This window comes from Bacillus sp. 11C, from assembly GCF_055486375.1.
Map to the genome: position 1 here is coordinate 113,793 of NZ_JBUPVZ010000010.1, position 17,432 is coordinate 131,224.

16 protein-coding genes are annotated in these 17,432 nt (G+C 42.1%); 11 read left to right on the plus strand and 5 right to left on the minus strand.

Going from position 1 to position 17,432, the window contains the following annotated elements:
- Positions 1-11 precede the first annotated feature (11 nt).
- Genes ACY3LV_RS15010 through ACY3LV_RS15025 form a run of 4 tightly spaced genes read left to right on the plus strand, consistent with a single transcriptional unit; the run spans position 12 to position 3,847 of the window.
- Positions 12-1,385 carry a glycosyltransferase gene (locus tag ACY3LV_RS15010; protein ID WP_464864075.1) on the plus strand — a complete coding sequence of 458 codons (1,374 nt, stop codon included), beginning with the start codon at positions 12-14 and terminating at the stop codon, positions 1,383-1,385.
- Positions 1,382-2,488 (plus strand): tetratricopeptide repeat-containing glycosyltransferase family 2 protein, encoded by a 1,107-nt coding sequence (locus tag ACY3LV_RS15015; RefSeq protein WP_464864076.1) that lies wholly within the window; start codon positions 1,382-1,384, stop codon positions 2,486-2,488. The genes ACY3LV_RS15010 and ACY3LV_RS15015 overlap by 4 nt, the downstream gene beginning before the upstream one ends.
- Positions 2,475-3,179 (plus strand): class I SAM-dependent methyltransferase, encoded by a 705-nt coding sequence (locus tag ACY3LV_RS15020; protein WP_333562090.1) that lies wholly within the window; start codon positions 2,475-2,477, stop codon positions 3,177-3,179. Before ACY3LV_RS15015 ends, ACY3LV_RS15020 begins: the two co-directional genes overlap by 14 nt.
- Complete coding sequence (locus tag ACY3LV_RS15025; RefSeq protein ID WP_333562148.1) at positions 3,179-3,847, plus strand: glycosyltransferase family protein; 669 nt, start codon at positions 3,179-3,181, stop codon at positions 3,845-3,847. The genes ACY3LV_RS15020 and ACY3LV_RS15025 overlap by 1 nt, the downstream gene beginning before the upstream one ends.
- 293 nt (positions 3,848-4,140) lie before the next feature.
- Here the strand turns inward: ACY3LV_RS15025 and ACY3LV_RS15030 are convergent, their stop codons facing one another.
- From ACY3LV_RS15030 to ACY3LV_RS15040, 3 genes are all read right to left on the minus strand, one after another.
- Entirely contained in the window at positions 4,141-5,577 is a 1,437-nt protein-coding gene (locus ACY3LV_RS15030) for an anion permease (protein ID WP_148963590.1), read from the minus strand.
- Between the two features lie 127 nt (positions 5,578-5,704).
- Positions 5,705-6,967, minus strand: coding sequence for a pectate lyase (locus ACY3LV_RS15035; protein ID WP_464864077.1), 1,263 nt, complete (start codon positions 6,965-6,967; stop codon positions 5,705-5,707).
- Between the two features lie 193 nt (positions 6,968-7,160).
- Complete coding sequence (locus tag ACY3LV_RS15040) at positions 7,161-7,508, minus strand: YflT domain-containing protein (RefSeq protein ID WP_010330324.1); 348 nt, start codon at positions 7,506-7,508, stop codon at positions 7,161-7,163.
- A 242-nt stretch (positions 7,509-7,750) separates the two neighbouring features.
- Between ACY3LV_RS15040 and ACY3LV_RS15045 the strand changes: the two genes are divergently transcribed.
- The 5 genes from ACY3LV_RS15045 to yfmF all read left to right on the plus strand — a co-directional run bounded on the left by ACY3LV_RS15045 (position 7,751) and on the right by yfmF (position 12,051).
- The gene (locus ACY3LV_RS15045; RefSeq protein WP_464864078.1) at positions 7,751-8,119 is read left to right on the plus strand and encodes a YfmB family protein; all 369 of its coding nucleotides are present in this window, start codon (positions 7,751-7,753) and stop codon (positions 8,117-8,119) included.
- A 109-nt stretch (positions 8,120-8,228) separates the two neighbouring features.
- On the plus strand, positions 8,229-9,167 hold the full coding sequence (gene yfmC, locus ACY3LV_RS15050; RefSeq protein ID WP_148963587.1) for a Fe(3+)-citrate ABC transporter substrate-binding protein YfmC: 939 nt from the start codon (positions 8,229-8,231) through the stop codon (positions 9,165-9,167).
- A gap of 71 nt (positions 9,168-9,238) precedes the next feature.
- Entirely contained in the window at positions 9,239-10,240 is a 1,002-nt protein-coding gene (fecD, locus tag ACY3LV_RS15055; protein WP_148963586.1) for a Fe(3+) dicitrate ABC transporter permease FecD, read from the plus strand.
- Positions 10,237-11,238, plus strand: coding sequence for a Fe(3+)-citrate ABC transporter permease YfmE (yfmE, locus tag ACY3LV_RS15060; RefSeq protein ID WP_464864079.1), 1,002 nt, complete (start codon positions 10,237-10,239; stop codon positions 11,236-11,238). The genes fecD and yfmE overlap by 4 nt, the downstream gene beginning before the upstream one ends.
- A gap of 12 nt (positions 11,239-11,250) precedes the next feature.
- Positions 11,251-12,051: a Fe(3+)-citrate ABC transporter ATP-binding protein YfmF gene (gene yfmF, locus ACY3LV_RS15065; RefSeq protein ID WP_124048443.1), complete on the plus strand. Its 801-nt coding sequence runs from the start codon at positions 11,251-11,253 to the stop codon at positions 12,049-12,051.
- 217 nt (positions 12,052-12,268) lie between these two features.
- On the opposite strand, the gene ACY3LV_RS15070 is transcribed toward yfmF, so the two are convergent.
- Positions 12,269-13,732 carry a formylglycine-generating enzyme family protein gene (locus tag ACY3LV_RS15070; protein WP_333562082.1) on the minus strand — a complete coding sequence of 488 codons (1,464 nt, stop codon included), beginning with the start codon at positions 13,730-13,732 and terminating at the stop codon, positions 12,269-12,271.
- A 335-nt stretch (positions 13,733-14,067) separates the two neighbouring features.
- Here ACY3LV_RS15070 and ACY3LV_RS15075 point away from each other — a divergent pair, with 335 nt between their 5' ends.
- The gene (locus tag ACY3LV_RS15075; protein ID WP_268401377.1) at positions 14,068-15,288 is read left to right on the plus strand and encodes an MFS transporter; all 1,221 of its coding nucleotides are present in this window, start codon (positions 14,068-14,070) and stop codon (positions 15,286-15,288) included.
- Positions 15,289-15,769: 481 nt separating this feature from the next.
- Positions 15,770-16,789, plus strand: coding sequence for an NADP-dependent oxidoreductase (locus ACY3LV_RS15080; RefSeq protein WP_333562080.1), 1,020 nt, complete (start codon positions 15,770-15,772; stop codon positions 16,787-16,789).
- 54 nt (positions 16,790-16,843) lie between these two features.
- On the opposite strand, the gene ACY3LV_RS15085 is transcribed toward ACY3LV_RS15080, so the two are convergent.
- Positions 16,844-17,290 carry a GNAT family N-acetyltransferase gene (locus tag ACY3LV_RS15085; protein ID WP_333518714.1) on the minus strand — a complete coding sequence of 149 codons (447 nt, stop codon included), beginning with the start codon at positions 17,288-17,290 and terminating at the stop codon, positions 16,844-16,846.
- Between the last annotated feature and the right edge of the window lie 142 nt (positions 17,291-17,432).

Below are 17,432 nucleotides of genomic sequence, written 5' to 3' on the forward strand. Positions count from 1 at the left end.
GGGCGGAGGTTGTGGTGAAAACGAGTATTATTGTGCTGACTTATAATCAATTGGCGTTAACAAAACAATGCTTGGAAAGCATATGGAAACATACGGATCATGACTATATAGAAGTAATTGTTGTAGATAACGGCTCTCATGACGGTACACGTGACTACCTCAAACAAATATCTTCGATTAAGACGATTTTTAATAAAACAAATGTAGGCTTCGCGAGAGGCTGCAATCAGGGTTTTGAAGCAGCTTCTGGGAACAATATTCTTTTTTTAAACAATGATACTGTTGTAACAAACCAATGGCTAGAGCCAATGATCAAGCTGCTTTACCATGATGAAAAAACAGGCATGGTCGGACCCGTAAGCAATTATGTTAGCGGGACCCAGCAAATTCCGGTTGATTACACCGACTTAGAAGAAATAGAGCATTTTTCTCAGCGCTACTGCATTCAACATCAAGGTGAATCAAGAGCTGTTTTAAGACTCGTTGGCTTTTGCCTTCTAGTCAAAAAAGAAGTGCTGGACAAAATTGGCGGCTTCGACGAACGTTTTGAAAGCGGGTCATTTGAAGATGATGATTTATGTCTTCGCGCTCTGCAGGCAGGATATCAACTGAAAATTGCTCTAGATTCGTTTGTCCACCATCACGGTCATGCCACGTTTACAGGCAATCCGGATTTAAACATCAGTCGATTATACGAAGAAAACAGGCAGCGATTCATCGATAAATGGAAGGTGGATGTGTCAGCATTCTTTGATGCCCAGCCCCAGCTGACAGCGCTTGTGCCGGCGGAAGCCGGTTCTATCTTACATATCGGCTGCGGTTCGGGAGCTGCGGGAGCTGAGCTTTTGAACCGACAAACTTGTACATTGTATGGAATTGAAGAGGATGCGTTGTTACAGACCATTGCAAAAGCCTATTACGAACAAGTCATTTCAGCAGATGTGGAAACATGCGATATCCCTTACCCTGAGGCTTTTTTCGATGTAATTTTGATCGGAGACCTTTTGAACTTCTCGATGAATCCCAGGCATACGATTGAGACTTTTGCCGTTTATCTAAAGCCTTCAGGCTCATTAATTTGCAGCATCCCGAATACAGCTTATGCAGATAGACTTTTTTCTTTATTAAGCGGAACATCGACGCACACACTTTTCATCACACCTCGAAACGTAAACACACTATTTCCTGAATATCTTTATAACATCAAATCAATCACCTCCCATTCCCACAATACTAAATCGAACATACAGCTCTTTTTACAAGAACTTCAATTGCTCGCCGGACAATTTGATTTGTCTTTGGATCACTTGTCAAAACATACTCATATTGATTACATGCTTGTCCATGCGATGAAGCAAAAACAAGAATCGGAGGTGGGCATGTGATTTCTATTAGTTTATGTATGATCGTAAAAAATGAAGAAGCCGTTATCGGCCGCTGCTTAGATTCTATACGAGGGATAGCTGATGAGATTAACATTGTTGATACCGGATCAGTTGACCAGACGAAAGAAATTGCTGCCCGATACACAGACCGGCTTTTTGATTTTGAATGGATTGACGACTTTGCGGCAGCCCGAAATTTTTCATTTCAGCAGGCAACGGCTGACTATATTTTATGGCTTGATGCCGACGACGTGTTTACCGAGAAAGACCAACAGCTGTTATTGGATTTAAAAAGAACACTTGATCCACATATTGACGCGGTCTCGATGAAATACCATCTTGCATTCGATGAAGAAAATAATGTCACATCAAGCTTAAGAAGATACCGGCTTGTAAAACGTCAAAAGGGCTTTAAATGGATTGGCGCAGTCCATGAGTACTTGGAGGTATACGGGGATCTCCACCATAGTGAAGCAGCCGTTTCTCACATGCCGCTTAGTCATGATGCAAACCGGAACCTGCGGATTTATGAAAACATGGCCTCTTCAGGGAAGGATTTTTCACCAAGAGATTTATTTTACTATGCGAATGAGTTATGCGATCACCACAAAACGAAGCAAGCAATTGAATACTATTTACGTTTTTTAAAAACGAAGCAAGGATGGGTCGAGGATAACATCAGAGCATGCAATAAATTAGCAGATTGCTATCATTCATTAGGACTAAAGGAAAAGGAATTAAGCTGGGTGCTCCACACACTCGTCTACGGAACGCCCAGGTCGGAAACATGCTGCAGGCTGGGGTTTTCATTTTTAGAAAAAAACGATTTCCAAAGCGCGGTTTATTGGTATGAAAAAGCAATTGAAAATAAGGGCTCAGAAATTCTGGCTTTTCAAAACCGCGCATACGCCACCTGGCTGCCACACCTCCAATTAGCCGTCTGCTACGATAAACTCGGCCAGCATCAGCTAGCCTATCAGCATAATGAATCAGCTTTACAGTACCGACCTCATGATTCGAGAGTGCTAGCCAACAAAAAATACTTTGAAAATATCCTGCAGCTGCAGGCTGACTCTGGGGGTGAACATCATGGAAATCAATAAAAGGCCACTTGCTGATTCTATGAAAGAATATGAGTTGAAAGATAAAGAGTATTATAAAAGCATCAACTGGCAGCTGTTTGACCTGGTAGAACCGCATGCGAAAATGATTCTTGAAGTCGGCTGTGCTGAAGGCTTGTTTGGCGCAGCTGTTAAGGAAAAGACGAATTGCTGCTATTACGGGATCGAATCCTATCCGCCAGCTGCCAAAAAAGCCGCTCATCACATTGACAAAGTGATGACAGGAGACATTGAAACACTGAAGCTGCCTTTTCAAAAAAACACATTTGATCAAGTCATCTTCGGGGATGTATTAGAGCACTTAAAAGACCCGTGGACAGTTTTGGAAAACCTCAAGCCTTATATAAAAGAAACAGGAAACATTTTGGCAAGCATCCCGAATATCAGCCATATCTCGATTTTTGAAAGTCTGCTATCCGGCAAATGGACCTATACACAGGCCGGGCTGCTCGATAAAACACACTTCCGTTTTTTCACCTTGCAGGAAATGAAAAAGATGTTTCATGAAACAGGCTACAAGATCAGCCAAATTACGCCTATTCCCTTTACGACTCATTATTATGAAAAAATGATCAGCAAACTGGCACATGTCAGAGCTAACATGGGGATTCACCATGCAAATTTTGAGGAGGAGGCCCGAGCCTATCAATATGTCATAAGGGCAGATAAATGATGAACCAGCACGCAAATGAAAATTCAATTAGCTTCATTACATGTGTGAATGACGATTCCCTTTATGATCTCTGTCTAAGACATATCCAGTCTCTTTCAGTCCCGCCGCATATGGAGGTAGAATTAATCAATATACGAAACGCAGACAGTATGGCCTCCGGTTACCATAAAGCCATGCTGGACTCAGACTCAAAATATAAAGTGTATTTACATCAAGATACATTTATCATCAACCGTTCCTTTATTTATGATATCCTTTATATTTTTAAGCAGAATGATGGTCTTGGCATGATAGGCGTCATAGGAGCTGAAGAGGTGCCGCAAAGCGGAATTTGGTGGGAGGCTTCTAAAAAAGCCGGAAAAGTCATTGAATATCGCAGTACGTATAGCTATTTATCATTTGACGAAATCGATGAAACTGTGAAAAAAGTTCAAGCATTAGACGGTCTATTGCTCGCGACTCAGTACGATATTCCATGGCGGAAAGAGATTTTTGACGGCTGGCATTTATATGACACTTCTCAATGCTTTGAGTTCAGGAAAAAAGGATATGGAGTTGGTATCCCTCATCAAAAGGAACCATGGGTCATACATGCCTGCGGAAATGAATTTGACCAAATTCAGTATTCTCATTACCTAGGGGAATTTGTTAGAGAGTATCTTTCTTAACAATCATATATAGCCAGATTATTCAAAAGACCTGTCTCATCGTACAGCATTTGCATACAATACATGTAAGGAAAAATCAAATGACTGCCTTCCCGAATAAGATATATTCCTCTCATGCATCTGATTATGAATTCGAACACCATTTTTATACCCGTTTTTCGTGACCTTCTTTATCGAGAGGAATAATTCGTTGTTGTCCTGGTGGCGGACGAAATCACCTTAGAATATGTTGCAACACCATTATATAGTGTGAGTAAACACAAAAAAGGCAGACCACGTCTGCCTTTTCTTTTTTACCATATTCCTAGTACTTTCCACCATAATCCACCGATCACAAGCCATACGACAATATGGACGATCGACAGGATAAATCCGATGGACCACCATTTGCTTTGCGGAACATAGCCTGCCCCAAAGAAAACCGGAGCCGCCCCAGCACCGTAGTGAGTCGTTGACCCGAACAGGTTGCTGAAGAACGCGAGGCTCAGCGCTGCTAATAGCGGCGGTGCGCCCGCTGCCACGATCACAGCCAAAAATGCTGAATACATCGCACTGATATGGGCTGTCGCGCTTGCAAAGAAGTAGTGTGAATAGAAATACACAATAAGTAAGATTAAAAATGCCACAATCCAAGAGAATCCTGATACGGATGATTTCATGGCGTTACTGAACCAAGACACCATGCCTAACTCATTCAAGAAGTTGGCCAGCATGACAAGCGCCGCAAACCAAGTGAGCGTATCCCAAGCGCCATGTTCTTTCTTGATATCATCCCAAGTCAGAACCTGTGATAATAATAGAACGGCCAAACCGATCAATGCGGTGGTGGTTGCGTCGATGTTGAAGCTGCCGCCAAAAATCCACAGCACAAGTACCAAAAGAAACACGATAACCATAGAAAGCTCTGATTTTTTAAACGGCCCCATTTCTTTCAGTTTTTCTGTGGCGATTTTCGCCGCATCCGGTGTTTCTTTGATTTCCGGCGGATACAGCTTATAAATCACAAGCGGTGTGATGATTAAGCTTACAAGCCCCGGTACAATCGCGGCAATTGCCCAGCTTGTCCATGTTAAGTCCACCCCTGCGACATCATGGGCCAGCTTGGCAATCAGCGGATTCGCTGCCATCGCCGTTAAGAACATAGCAGATGTGATCAAATTCCCCTGAAAACCGGTTTTAAGCAAGAATGCGCCGATTTTTCTCTCTGTTCCATTTGCCGGGCTTGATCCGAATGTTTCGGATAAAGATCTGATAATAGGAAATATAATGCCTCCTGCACGCGCCGTATTACTTGGTATGGCAGGTGAAAGTATTAAATCACTGAACAGCAGTGAGTATGAAAGCCCAAGGGTTTTCTTTCCGAATTTCTGAACGAATACATACGAAATTCTCGCACCTAGCCCGGTTTTGATAAATCCCCGGGAAATAAAGAATGCGATGACGATCAGCCAGATGGTCTTATTCCCGAATCCGCTTAATGTATCCTCAATTGATAGTGTTCCAGTTAGTGCAGTAACCGCCAAAGCGAAAATTGCAATGGCACCCATTGGCAAGGGCTTGGAGATAAAGCCGATAATTGTCGCGACAAAGATCGCAAACAAATGCCAAGCTTTAGGTTCAAGTCCGGACGGAGCGGGAATAAACCAGATGATCAATCCCACAGCGACAGTAATAAGCAATGGTACAAGTTTTACTGCTGACTGTTTTCCTGCGTCTTTTTCTGAAGCCATAAATAGGTCTCCTCCTATATACTTGTTTTCTAATCCCCTTTCCCATTCTACTCCTTAACTAAATTAATAAATAATTTAATTAATTAAAAAAACACAAAGGTGAGCAGCCCTTTGTGTTTTTCATTTCTTAATTTACTTTACCCGCACCCGCTTGAGATATAACATTCGATTTCACATTCGCAGAATCATCGATTGTGCCGTGGAGAGATGGTTTCCAGCCGACAGAAGAGCTCAGCCCGTTTGCAGCTGATGCGCTGATCTCCGTGCCATTCAGCAATGTGCCTGAGTCATATAAAGCCGTTCCACCCTTAAATACGCTGATTGTTTTCTCAGCTGACAGTCCCGGTACGTCAATGACATTGTTTTGAGCATAGATTTTAGATGACTTACCGATTCCCCACGCATAACTGAAGGCATAGCCGGAGGAGCTTTTGCTGCCTTCATAATAGTTGTTGTATACGTGCACTTGCCCGAAGCGGACTCTCGGTGCGCGCTGAACGATATTTTTGTAGCGGTTATGGTGAAGCGTAATTTTTAATTTGCCATCATCGGAGGTTTTGCTGTCGCTTGATCCAAAAATGGAGCTTTTATCATGATCGTGATAATAGTTGTAAGACATCGTGATATAGTTGGCGCCGTTAGAAGCATCTGTTTGACCGTCATGATGCTGATATTTTCTTCCATAATACTTTGGTGATGTACTGTCAGGACGGGATCCGTCATTAAATGTGCAGTGGTCAATCCATATATGCGTGCCGCCGTTTATTGTGATGTTGTCATATTGTGAGTTCCAGTTTCCTGAGCTCCCGTCAGTCGGGTCCCATTGCGGAAAATAGTCATAAGCATCCTGGAATTCGATGTTGCGGATGATGACATTATCACTCTTGATTTGGAAGTTTCCGCCCACGATTTTGGCATTTGTCCCTGAACCGACAATCGTTGTATTCGCAGGAATGTCAACCATCACTCGTGCTTTTTGGTTTTTTTGAGAACGTTCTCTGGCTTCTTCCTGTGTGCCGGAAGGCTCTTTTTTGCCCCATATGCTTGGATCATAAGCTTTTAAATATTTGTTGAAATCGTACTCTGGGTCAGCATAATCATTTGCGTCAAGCGGCTTCAGGTTGTCATCGACATTCATGTCAATCGTACCCTTGATGTAAATGATTTTAGGGGTCGTATCCGTTTTCTTGCCTAATGCAGAGACAAGCTGGTTTCTGTTGCTGACGGTATACACGTGCGAGGACGATGCTTTCGATCCGCCCGTCGTGCCGGTCGAGTACGCGCCCCAGCCATCATTTGACCCTAACGTCTGATGGCCTAAATCCGCCGCGTTCGCGCCAGCTGGAGTCAACCCTAAGAATAGAGCCGTAGCTAACATCACTTTTTTCATTTTCTATGAACCCCCAATTTCTATTTTGTGAGATTATATCCCAATTTCTCACAAAGATTATAATAGCAAATTGAGGGGCATGCAGAACCGAAAATGTTCCGCTGTCTTATTGCGGCATTCTGCAAACCATACACCGCAAAGACCGCAAAAAACCCAAAAGGCCAAAGTTTGCCTTTTGGGTTATATCCCTGCTTTAAGCCCAGGATTTCACTTTTTCATTATCTGTCACAAAAAGAAGCACTTTCCCTTCATCTAAACGTTTTTCGAATTGAGCGGCCTCATCTTCAGAAAAGCCAATTTCATGAATTTGATTGCGGAGCTCGTCTCCTTTTTTATTAAACATGTTTCCTACCGCGTGCTTGAGACCCGTTTCTTTGGCTCCGATCGTGTTGGCATTCGTGTTGTCTGCCAGCCGTTCCGTTCTGTCATCGTCGTGAGCTAAGACATATACATCCTCTTTCGCGACACCCATTTGCTGTAATTCTTCCACATCCTTCATGAGCTGTTCGTCGTTTGTATACTCTTTTACAACTGGTTTCATTTCAACATTCCTCCTTCATGTTTTCTATGTTTCTTTTATACCCGTTCGCATATTGATAAAACAGATTCCAGAACATTAAGGAGAAAAACAGGAAGAATGGTAGTAGCCATTTATTTCACACCCATGGTAAAGTGATAGGAACGACGTGTATTTTCAGAAAAGTCAAAATTGAAGAGAAACCGCTGCACGGAGCAAACGATCATGAATGGCTGTCTTTATCCGTACGAGCAGGAGGTATGTTAATGCAATACTTTTCACCAGAACAGCAATACAACGCATGGGTTGTAAGTGATTTAGTCAAACAGATTTTCCATCATCGGACCGGCTGTTCACCCGGAATTCACGAGCTTGCGGTCTTCGCTGAGGAACATTTTCATATCGATATCGACTTTGTTTTCTCGATTATCATGAATATCGGCGACATTGAATTCGCGCTCGCAGAAGAAATAGAAAAGAAATTGTCCGGCTATCTCGGCGCTCTCCTTCCATATGTCAACGCTGACATGCTTGAAACCTCTAAAGCCAATGCCAATGCGTTTTTATCCCGCAGACACGGCAATGCTGTATACCATTTATTTGTGTCTGATGATGCTTTCATGAAAAAGCAGTAAGCCCGCATCTTTCTTTATTTAAAAAATATTGACATGATGGGCCATGATATTATAGTGTTTACATGTGATAATGATTCTCATTACTAAATCTGAAAAAAGGAAGAATGACATGCGCACCTATTCTAACAAGTTGATTGCCATCATGAGTGTTTTATTAATCGCCTGCTTCATTGTATCGGGCTGTTCATCCAGCCAGAATAACAGCGGAAGCAAGTCTAAGGATTCCAGAGTGATCCAGCACGAAGAAGAAAAAACAACTGTAAGCGGCACACCTAAACGAGTGGTTGTCCTTGAGCTTTCATTCTTGGATGCTGTATACAATCTCGGCATTACGCCGGCGGGCATCGCCGATGACAACAAAAAAGATATGATTAAAAAGCTTGTCGGCAGCTCAATTGATTATACATCTGTAGGCACACGCAGCGAACCGAATCTTGAGGTCATCAGTTCCTTGGAGCCTGATTTAATCATCGCTGACGCTGAGCGCCATAAAAACATTTATAAACAGCTGAAACAAATCGCACCGACGATAGAATTAAAGAGCCGGGAAGCGACATATGACGAAACGATCGACAGCTTTACAACCATTGCTAAAGCATTAAATAAAGAAGATGAAGGAAAAGAAAAGCTTGCCGAGCACAACAAAGTCATCAACGATCTAAAAGGGGAACTTCCGAAAGATGAAAACCGCAGCATCGTCCTCGGGGTTGCAAGAGCAGATTCATTCCAGCTTCATACGTCATCATCTTATGACGGAGAAATCTTTAAAATGCTCGGTTTTACACACGCTGTAAAATCGGATAACGCCTATCAAGAGGTCAGCCTCGAGCAACTAAGCAAAGTCGACCCGGATATTTTGTTCATTTCAGCTAATGAAGGCAAGACCATTGTAGATGAATGGAAAACGAATCCGCTCTGGAAAAATCTCAAAGCGGTGAAAAACGGACAAGTCTATGATGCGGACCGTGACACTTGGACAAGATTCAGAGGCATCAAGTCTAGTGAAACAAGCGCCAAAGACGTGCTTAAAAAAGTGTATAATAAGTAGGACAATGAGAAGCGAGGGGAGATCCTTGCTTCTTCGTTTTTGCAACCAGACGCAGTAAGGAAGTGAGACTGTTGTATCATACAGCCAAACGGCGTTCATCATCAAGACTGATGATGTTCCTCATCGCACTAATCATTTTGATATTCGGGCTTGGGCTGAATCTTTCAGTAGGAGCCTCAGATATCAGCATCATAGATTCATTGAAATACCTTTTTGTATGGGACGGTTCAAAGGAACAGCTCATCATCTCCACTCTTCGCCTTCCCCGCACATTAATCGGCGTTTTCGTCGGCGCCAGCCTGGCCGTAGCAGGGGCGCTGATGCAGGCCATGACCAGAAACCCTTTGGCTTCGCCTCAAATTTTCGGTGTAAATGCGGGTGCGTCTCTTTTTGTTGTTGCCGCTCTCGTCATTCTGCCGGCATCGCCCTATTCATCCGTTGTATTCGCTTTTGCGGGTGCGGCCGCAGGAGGCGCGATTGTGTATACGATTGCCTCATCCGGCGGAATGACACCTGTCAAGCTGGCGCTGTCGGGAATGGCGGTGCATTTGTTCCTCTCCTCCATGACACAGGCCATCATTATTTTAAATGAGTCGGGAGAGGATGTTCTGTACTGGATGACAGGCGCGATAGACGGCAGCAATTGGCAGGACGTCATGACCATCGCTCCGTTTTCTGTCATCGGCATCGGGCTTGCCCTCATGTTTTCCGGTTCTATTTCTGTTCTCGGTCTCGGTGACGAAACGGCAAAAGGGCTTGGGCAAAATATGAACGGCATCCGGATTCTGATTAGTTTTGTCATTTTAATTCTTTCCGGCGCTTCCGTAGCCGTCGCCGGGCCGATCGGCTTTGTCGGACTGCTCGTTCCGCATATTGTCCGCAAGCTGATCGGAGAACATTATCAATATGTACTTCCGTTTTCAGCGCTATTCGGTGCTATTTTGCTGGTGTACGCAGATGTTCTGGCCAGATGGATTGCCTTTCCTTATGAATCACCGGTCGGAATTGTCACCGCGATTATCGGAACACCATTCTTCTTATATTTGGCTAGGAAAGGGCGAAATCTGAAATGAAGAAAACAACCAGAAAGCAAAAACGCCCCTTGCTGGCGATACTCATATTGGCCGTGCTTCTGATCGTTCTGTCTATCATCAGCATCGGCTTCGGTGCATTATACATTTCCCCGGATGCGGTGGTGACGAATTTGCTGGGCCTGGATCAATCCTTTGAATTCATCATCCAGCAATACCGCCTTCCACGGATACTATTAGCGATTTTGGCCGGTGCCGGACTGGCCGCGGCCGGAGCGATTTTGCAGGGCGTCATCCGCAATCCGCTCGCTTCCCCTGACGTTGTCGGCATTTCAAAGGGGTCCGGACTCGCGGCGATGACAGTGATTCTAATGTTTCCTGAATCGCCGGTGTACGCGCTTCCGTTCTCCGCATTTGCCGGAGCTGCCATTATTGCTGTACTATTGTTAATGATCGCCCGAAAAAAAGGCATTCAGCCCTCTTCATTGGCTTTATCAGGCATCGCATTAGGCGCGGTCTGCCATGCCGGGATGCAATATATGATGGTCAAGTTTCCGGGCGACGTGAATGCTGCACTCATTTGGCTGACAGGCAGCCTCTGGGGAAGAAACTGGGAAGAAGTCAAGCTGCTTGCGCCATGGCTATTGATTCTTTTGCCGATCGTCTGCATTCTCATACCGAAACTGGATCTTATGTCACTCGGTGATGAGCTTGCGCAGGGTCTCGGCGAAAACGCAAACCGGCTGCGGTTCATTCTGATATTCACCGCGGTGGCGCTGGCAGGAAGCTGTGTAGCCGTCGTCGGCTCAATCGGTTTTATCGGCTTGCTTGCTCCGCATATCGCCAGACGGCTTACCGGAGAAAAAGCTAAATATTTACTGCCTGCATCGGCATTGATTGGTGCTATTATCTTATTAATTGCAGATACGTTAGGGCGCAGCATCATGCCTCCGGTTGAAATACCTGCCGGAATATTAACAGCCGTGATCGGCGCGCCTTATTTCTTATATTTATTGAAATTCGAAGCGAGGAAACAGTAGGGAGAGGATACCATGGGAAAACTGGCTGCAGACCAGCTCACTCTTTCATATGACAGCACAGTGATTATTGACGGAGTCGACTTAAAGATAGAAGAAGGAAAAATCACTGCGCTCATCGGTGCCAATGGCTGCGGGAAATCAACAATCCTCAAATCGCTCGCCAGGCTGATGGCTCCAAAAAGCGGTACGGTCCTATTGGAAGGAAAAGATATACACCGCCAGCCGTCAAAAGAAGTCGCCAAAAAGCTGGCCATTCTTCCTCAATCGCCTCAGGCGCCTGAAGGATTGACAGTAGAGGAATTATGCTATTTTGGCAGACACCCTCATAAAAAGCTATTATCCAAGCATACCCAAGAGGATCACGATATGGTAGAGTGGGCGCTGGAAGCAACGGGAATGATTGAGCTGAAAGAACGGACACTGGATGCCCTCTCAGGCGGCCAAAGACAAAGAGCATGGATTTCCATGGCGCTTGCTCAAGGCACTGATTTACTTTTGCTTGATGAACCGACCACGTATTTAGACATTTCACACCAGATTGAAGTGCTTGAACTGCTGAAAAAGCTGAACCGCGATCACGGCCGCACCGTTGTGATGGTGCTCCATGATTTAAACCAGGCCGCTCAATATGCGGACTATCTGATCAGTGTGCTGGACGGAAAAATATACAATGCCGGTACACCGGAAGATGTGTTTACCCAGCCGTTTTTCCGTGAAGTCTTCGGCTTGGAATGCTGCATCATGAGAAGCCCGATCGACCAGAAGCCCATGTGCCTGCCGACGGGGCTGTGCCCGAAATTACGGGCGAAATGAAAGGAGAGGGATTTCTCTGGGGCTGTCGAGAAACTTGACAGCCTCCATTTTCCCTTATAATATTTCATTCTCACATTTAATTGATGATAAACTTAAAAAACACGTTATTCTTCTCATCACGAGATATTCTTAACATAAAGTTAAATTTGTTCTTTTTGACCAACTTGTTAAAGTCGTATCTTAGTAAACTTTTGTCAAAGTCTCTAACCTAAAGTCATTAATAAATGGCTTTATTAGTAATGGGCCCATTAATTGATTCTCTAATTTTATATACTGGAATATTCTTTACGCATCTAATTCCCATTTCATTGTGTCGACAGAAAGGAATATCTTTTGCTCTATAGGAAGGGAACATTAAGCCTGGGTGAGAGAAGAATGATCCTCCTTTTAGAACCGCAAATGAGTTAACACTATTAAATGGTACATTCTTAAAGATAGGATGGAAAACTCTCTTTGTTTTAAGTTCACTTCTAGTCCATTCCCATGTTCCTCCGATCATACCGCATACTCCATAGGAACTTTCATTATTTTGTTCAAAAATATTACTTGTTAAATGATTTAATTCTGTATCTGTATAAGCCTTTAATAAATTTTCTCTCCAGGATTTTAAAGAAGTAATGGGTTCATTATAAAGACTTCCAGCATATTGAACCTTTGCAGGATCAAATTTATCTCCCCAAGGCCAGGTATTACCTTTTTCGCCTCGAGCAGCTTTTTCCCATTGAAACTCTGTTGGCAATTCTTTTCCCTTATATCTTGCGTAAGCAAATGCATCATAAAAATCGATACCTGTAACGGGATGATTATCTAAATACCTATCATCCCAATATGTATTTCTTCTATGTTGTTTATTTTGCGGTTCACTAGGATGACAGAATATATGCCCATTTTCCTCAATGAACTCGGTAAAGATATCATAATCTTTATTTGTAACAGGATACTTATCAATAAAAAATGGAGGTAACCATACTTTTTGTCTAGGAACAGCATCTCTCCAATCAAATGTTTTGTCAGGAATTTCATTTTCATTTAAGCCGAATTCGAAAAAGCCACCTGGAATTAAAATCATCCCTTCTTCTTCTGTTTTTTCGAATTCTTCTATTAGACTTTGCGGAATTTTTTCTTCAAAGTCAAAGTTATTAGGAAGGATACCATTTTGATCAAAATAATTTTTAAGCATTACTAGTTCTTCATATTTTTCAACACCGAATATATCTAATAATGTACTTAATACTTTTTGCGCCCCTAATCCCACAGGTTTTTTAGGGTAACTTATACTTTCTCGGACATCATCAATAATTGAAGACAAATATGCTACCGATTCTTCGATTTTATGATTTGCACAGACATCCATTGCTTTAAAAGAAACTAAATCATCCGGGTCCTGTGTTAGATTTATTATAGTTTCTACAGCAGAGAAATAAGGTACCCATTTTTCAACGAAATCAATTAATCTATACCTTACGTAAGTATTCGGATAAGCAATACACATACCAAACACATTTTCAGCTGCTACAGGGTGTTGAATTTTATTTAGTAGAGGCATAATTCTATTATTGATTAAACTCTTAAAATCATTTTTTTTATTTTCTGGAACAGAAATGATAAGTTCTTCAACTTCAATTAATATTTCTATATCTTTATTGTAAATTGATTTATGATCTTGCATTAATAGAGTCAATTTACGATAACCTCCCGATTTGTTTATTTAAATAAGGAATAGCATTTAAATGCTATTCCCTGAGTGTCTACCATTTTGCATTAGTATAAAGAACCGGGCTAACAATCGAATTTCTCCAGTTTTTTCTTAATTTTTTCATGGTTTTCCCCCCTTATTAAGACATGTGGTTCCCTGATTATTGTTGGAATAGTCAGAGAACTTAAACAGATAATAACAATATATTGGATAAAAGTAAATAGTTTACAAGGAAATTTTTTCTTTACTTTTGTTATTTTAAGGTGTTTAAATATGTTTAGGCTCTTTACCGAAAAAAGTTATTTCAAGGGAGGATACATATGAGTAAAGGTTATTATTCTATTTTATTTAGCCAGACCACAACAAATTTGGGTTTTTCTCTATATACTATGGTAGTGATTTCGTTTTTGTTTAAAATGACCAATTCAACAACCATCGCCTCTATGGTGACATTAATAAGTATTATTTTTCGTATTTTTGGAAGTGCTATATTACCGTTAATAACAATTCGATTAAAACTGCATCTTACAATAATTATTTCTCAATTGATACAAATGCTGTTGTTAATATGTTTGTTCTATTCTTTATTAAGAACTTACTCTAATCAAACACTCATTTTAGTCTTTATTATTATTAGCTGTATTTCCTTTTTTAATGGATGGTTCTCACCTTTAAAAAGTGCAATTATAGGTGAAATAATCTCTCCTGATAAAAGAGTAAAGGCAAATGGATTATTATCTACAGTGGATCAAACTTTTCAATTTGTAGGCTGGTCTTTAGGTGGTCTCATAATTGCATTCTTAGGTGAGGGATATACCATTACACTTACTATCTCTTTGTTGTTTACATCTCTTATTTCTCTTATATTTTGTCTACCACACGGCCACGCTAATTCTGTCATACGTGAAAAAAATTCTCCTAATAAGAGTATAGTAAGTGGTTGGCGGTATTTATTTAGCCAAAAGAAACTTAGAACAATTATTATTATGGATTTAATTGAGTCATGGGCAGGAATGATTTGGATAGGGTCTGTCTCTTTAGCTTTCGTTAACGAAGTCTTGCATAAAGGTGAATCATGGTGGGGATTTATTAATGGAGCATACTATTTAGGTTCAATGATAGGGGGATTTATAATATATAAACTGTCGGGGAGGTTTCAAGGTAAGTTAATTAATTTTATGTTAATTGGTGCTTTCTCGTATGGAAGTTTAACTTTAATATACGGCTTTATAAATAACCCATACTTAGCACTATTATTGGTTCTCTTTATGGGGCCAGCTTTTATCTTAAGGGATCTAACACAAGAAACATTTATTCAGAACATAACAACCGAGCAAACTCGAATTAATATAATGTCTGCAAGGTCTTCTTTAGTACAGTTCATTTTTATGTTTTCAATTCTGGCTATAGGGGCTATTTCAGATTTCCTTGGGGTTCGTTTAGTTTATGTTTCAGCAGGTATTCTTTTATTGGTGTCCGCAATATATGGGTTTTCTCAATTACAATTTAAGAAAAAGGTAAATAAACATATAAGCTTTTAATAAACATCTAAATTTAATTAATATGTGTTCGGTTTACTTTTTCGCGTGTTTTATTAATAAGTTAACATTACTTAATTGACCAAAAGAAAATGGTCGATTACAATCGATTGTCTGTTTCAGAAAAACTCAGCATAAAAGAGAAAAAATTGAGCGAAGCTTTGCAGATGTAAAACAATTGCATAGGCTTTGCTATTGCAGATTGATGGGAAAGCAAAATGTGAACGGCTAAGCTCCCCATCGCAGATGCTTGCAAGAATATGAAGATGAATCCACATACACACTAGCCAACCTTAGCTAGGTGTGCAGAAGCTCTTTTTCAGTTCTCTAATAATGATAAATGACTAAAGAGAACTTTTAAAACAAAAAAAGCTTGTCGAAAGCATAAGTTCCTCTATAACCTTTTTTGTATGCCAGCTTACCTTTTGTCTTTCTCCTCCTCTCCATGTTACATTGGTGTCAATCAAGTGATAGGAGGATGAAAATGACAGCATCTCAGCAGCAAATTCAATTAGCAAAACGTCCGCAAGGTGTTCCCGTTCATGAAGACTTTCGCTTTGAAACCATTCCGGTTCCCGAGCCGAAACAAGGGGAAGTGCTTGTCAAAACGCTTTATGTATCCGTTGACCCTTATATGCGCGGCCGTATGCAGGATACGAAGTCATATGTTGAACCGTTCGGCTTGAATGAAGCGCTCTCTGGCGGGGTGATCGCTGAAGTCGTGTCAGACGGTGAGCATCTGAAAAAAGGCGATATCGTCATCGGAAACTTCAGCTGGCAGGAATTTTCCGCTGTGAGCGAGTCTGCCTTGCGAAAAATTGATACAAGCCTCGCTCCCGCTTCGGCCTATCTCGGCATTTTAGGAATGACCGGCTTGACGGCATATTTTGGACTGCTGGACATCGGGCGCCCGAAAGAAGGCGAAACCGTGGTTGTCTCCGGGGCTGCGGGAGCCGTCGGTTCAACGGTTGGACAAATTGCCAAAATCAAAGGCGCGCGAGTTGTCGGCATCGCGGGCTCTGATGAAAAAATCGCCTATTTAAAACAGGAGCTGCAGTTTGACGAAGCCATCAATTACAAAACAGCTGATGATATTCAAAAAGCACTTGAAAACGCTTGTCCTGAAGGTGTCGACGTGTACTTTGACAATGTCGGCGGGCCGATTTCAGATGCGGTCATGAACCTGCTCAATGAATTTGCCCGCATTCCGGTGTGCGGTGCCATTTCTTCCTATAATGCGGAAAGCGAAGCGGATGACATGGGCCCCCGCGTCCAATCGAAGCTGATCAAAACGAAGTCGCTGATGCAAGGGTTTATCGTAGGCGACTACTCCGACCGTTTTCCTGAGGGAGCAAAACAGCTGGCCGAATGGCTGAAGGATGGAAAGCTCCATTACGAGGAAACCATCACAGAAGGCTTCGAAAACATTCCTGACGCGTTTCTCGGCTTGTTTAAAGGCGAAAATAAAGGAAAACAGCTGATCAAAGTCAGTGATCCGAGCTGATATGATAATGAAAACAAGGAGGGCTTTTCGCCCTCCTTTTGTTTTTGTATGAAGTCAGATGCGAAGAATCAAAGTGAGAAAGCCATCTTCATCAGGTTCAGTGTATTCCAACGTAAATCCGGCTGCTTGAAAGCAAGCCACACTAATTTGATTGTCTTCTTCAATGCATGCGGCCCATTCCCGCACTCTCGTCAAATCAGGATGATTACGCAGTTTTTGCAATATCTGTTTTCCGTACCCTTGAAGCCGGTACAAAGGATTGACGATCAATCCAATATACGCCCGCTCCTCCACGAACTCCATCACGACCATTCCCGCCGGCAGCTGCCCGTCATATGCCATGATCACACAATCGTTTTCATCTTCATTCACTCGTGCATACCACACATCTAATGGCAGCATCCCATCCATTCTCCGCCTGGTATCCTCATTTCGGAACCAGTGTTCAATGATTTTCAGCTCAGGCTCCTTCACTATTTGAAATCTGTCTATTGAAGCCATCTCCCCACCCCCGCGCATAATCTTTTCTATTATTTTACAACAAAAAAGAAGGGCTTTTCGCCCTCCAGACTGTCGAGAAAATCTCGACAGTCTTTATTTTTTCCTTAAAATACCCATTCACGTGTAATAAAATAAAAGAAAG

What these genes read in the sequence shown, in the direction of transcription:
- ACY3LV_RS15020 (WP_333562090.1), top strand. Translation starts at nt 2,475, where the DNA reads ATGGAAATCAATAAAAGGCCACTTGCTGATTCTATGAAAGAATATGAG.
- ACY3LV_RS15075 (WP_268401377.1), top strand. Translation starts at nt 14,068, where the DNA reads ATGAGTAAAGGTTATTATTCTATTTTATTTAGCCAGACCACAACAAAT.
- ACY3LV_RS15045 (WP_464864078.1), top strand. Translation starts at nt 7,751, where the DNA reads ATGCAATACTTTTCACCAGAACAGCAATACAACGCATGGGTTGTAAGT.
- ACY3LV_RS15025 (WP_333562148.1), top strand. Translation starts at nt 3,179, where the DNA reads ATGAACCAGCACGCAAATGAAAATTCAATTAGCTTCATTACATGTGTG.
- yfmE (WP_464864079.1), top strand. Translation starts at nt 10,237, where the DNA reads ATGAAGAAAACAACCAGAAAGCAAAAACGCCCCTTGCTGGCGATACTC.
- yfmF (WP_124048443.1), top strand. Translation starts at nt 11,251, where the DNA reads ATGGGAAAACTGGCTGCAGACCAGCTCACTCTTTCATATGACAGCACA.
- ACY3LV_RS15085 (WP_333518714.1), bottom strand. Translation starts at nt 17,290, where the DNA reads ATGGCTTCAATAGACAGATTTCAAATAGTGAAGGAGCCTGAGCTGAAA.
- ACY3LV_RS15035 (WP_464864077.1), bottom strand. Translation starts at nt 6,967, where the DNA reads ATGAAAAAAGTGATGTTAGCTACGGCTCTATTCTTAGGGTTGACTCCA.
- ACY3LV_RS15080 (WP_333562080.1), top strand. Translation starts at nt 15,770, where the DNA reads ATGACAGCATCTCAGCAGCAAATTCAATTAGCAAAACGTCCGCAAGGT.
- ACY3LV_RS15030 (WP_148963590.1), bottom strand. Translation starts at nt 5,577, where the DNA reads ATGGCTTCAGAAAAAGACGCAGGAAAACAGTCAGCAGTAAAACTTGTA.
- ACY3LV_RS15040 (WP_010330324.1), bottom strand. Translation starts at nt 7,508, where the DNA reads ATGAAACCAGTTGTAAAAGAGTATACAAACGACGAACAGCTCATGAAG.
- yfmC (WP_148963587.1), top strand. Translation starts at nt 8,229, where the DNA reads ATGCGCACCTATTCTAACAAGTTGATTGCCATCATGAGTGTTTTATTA.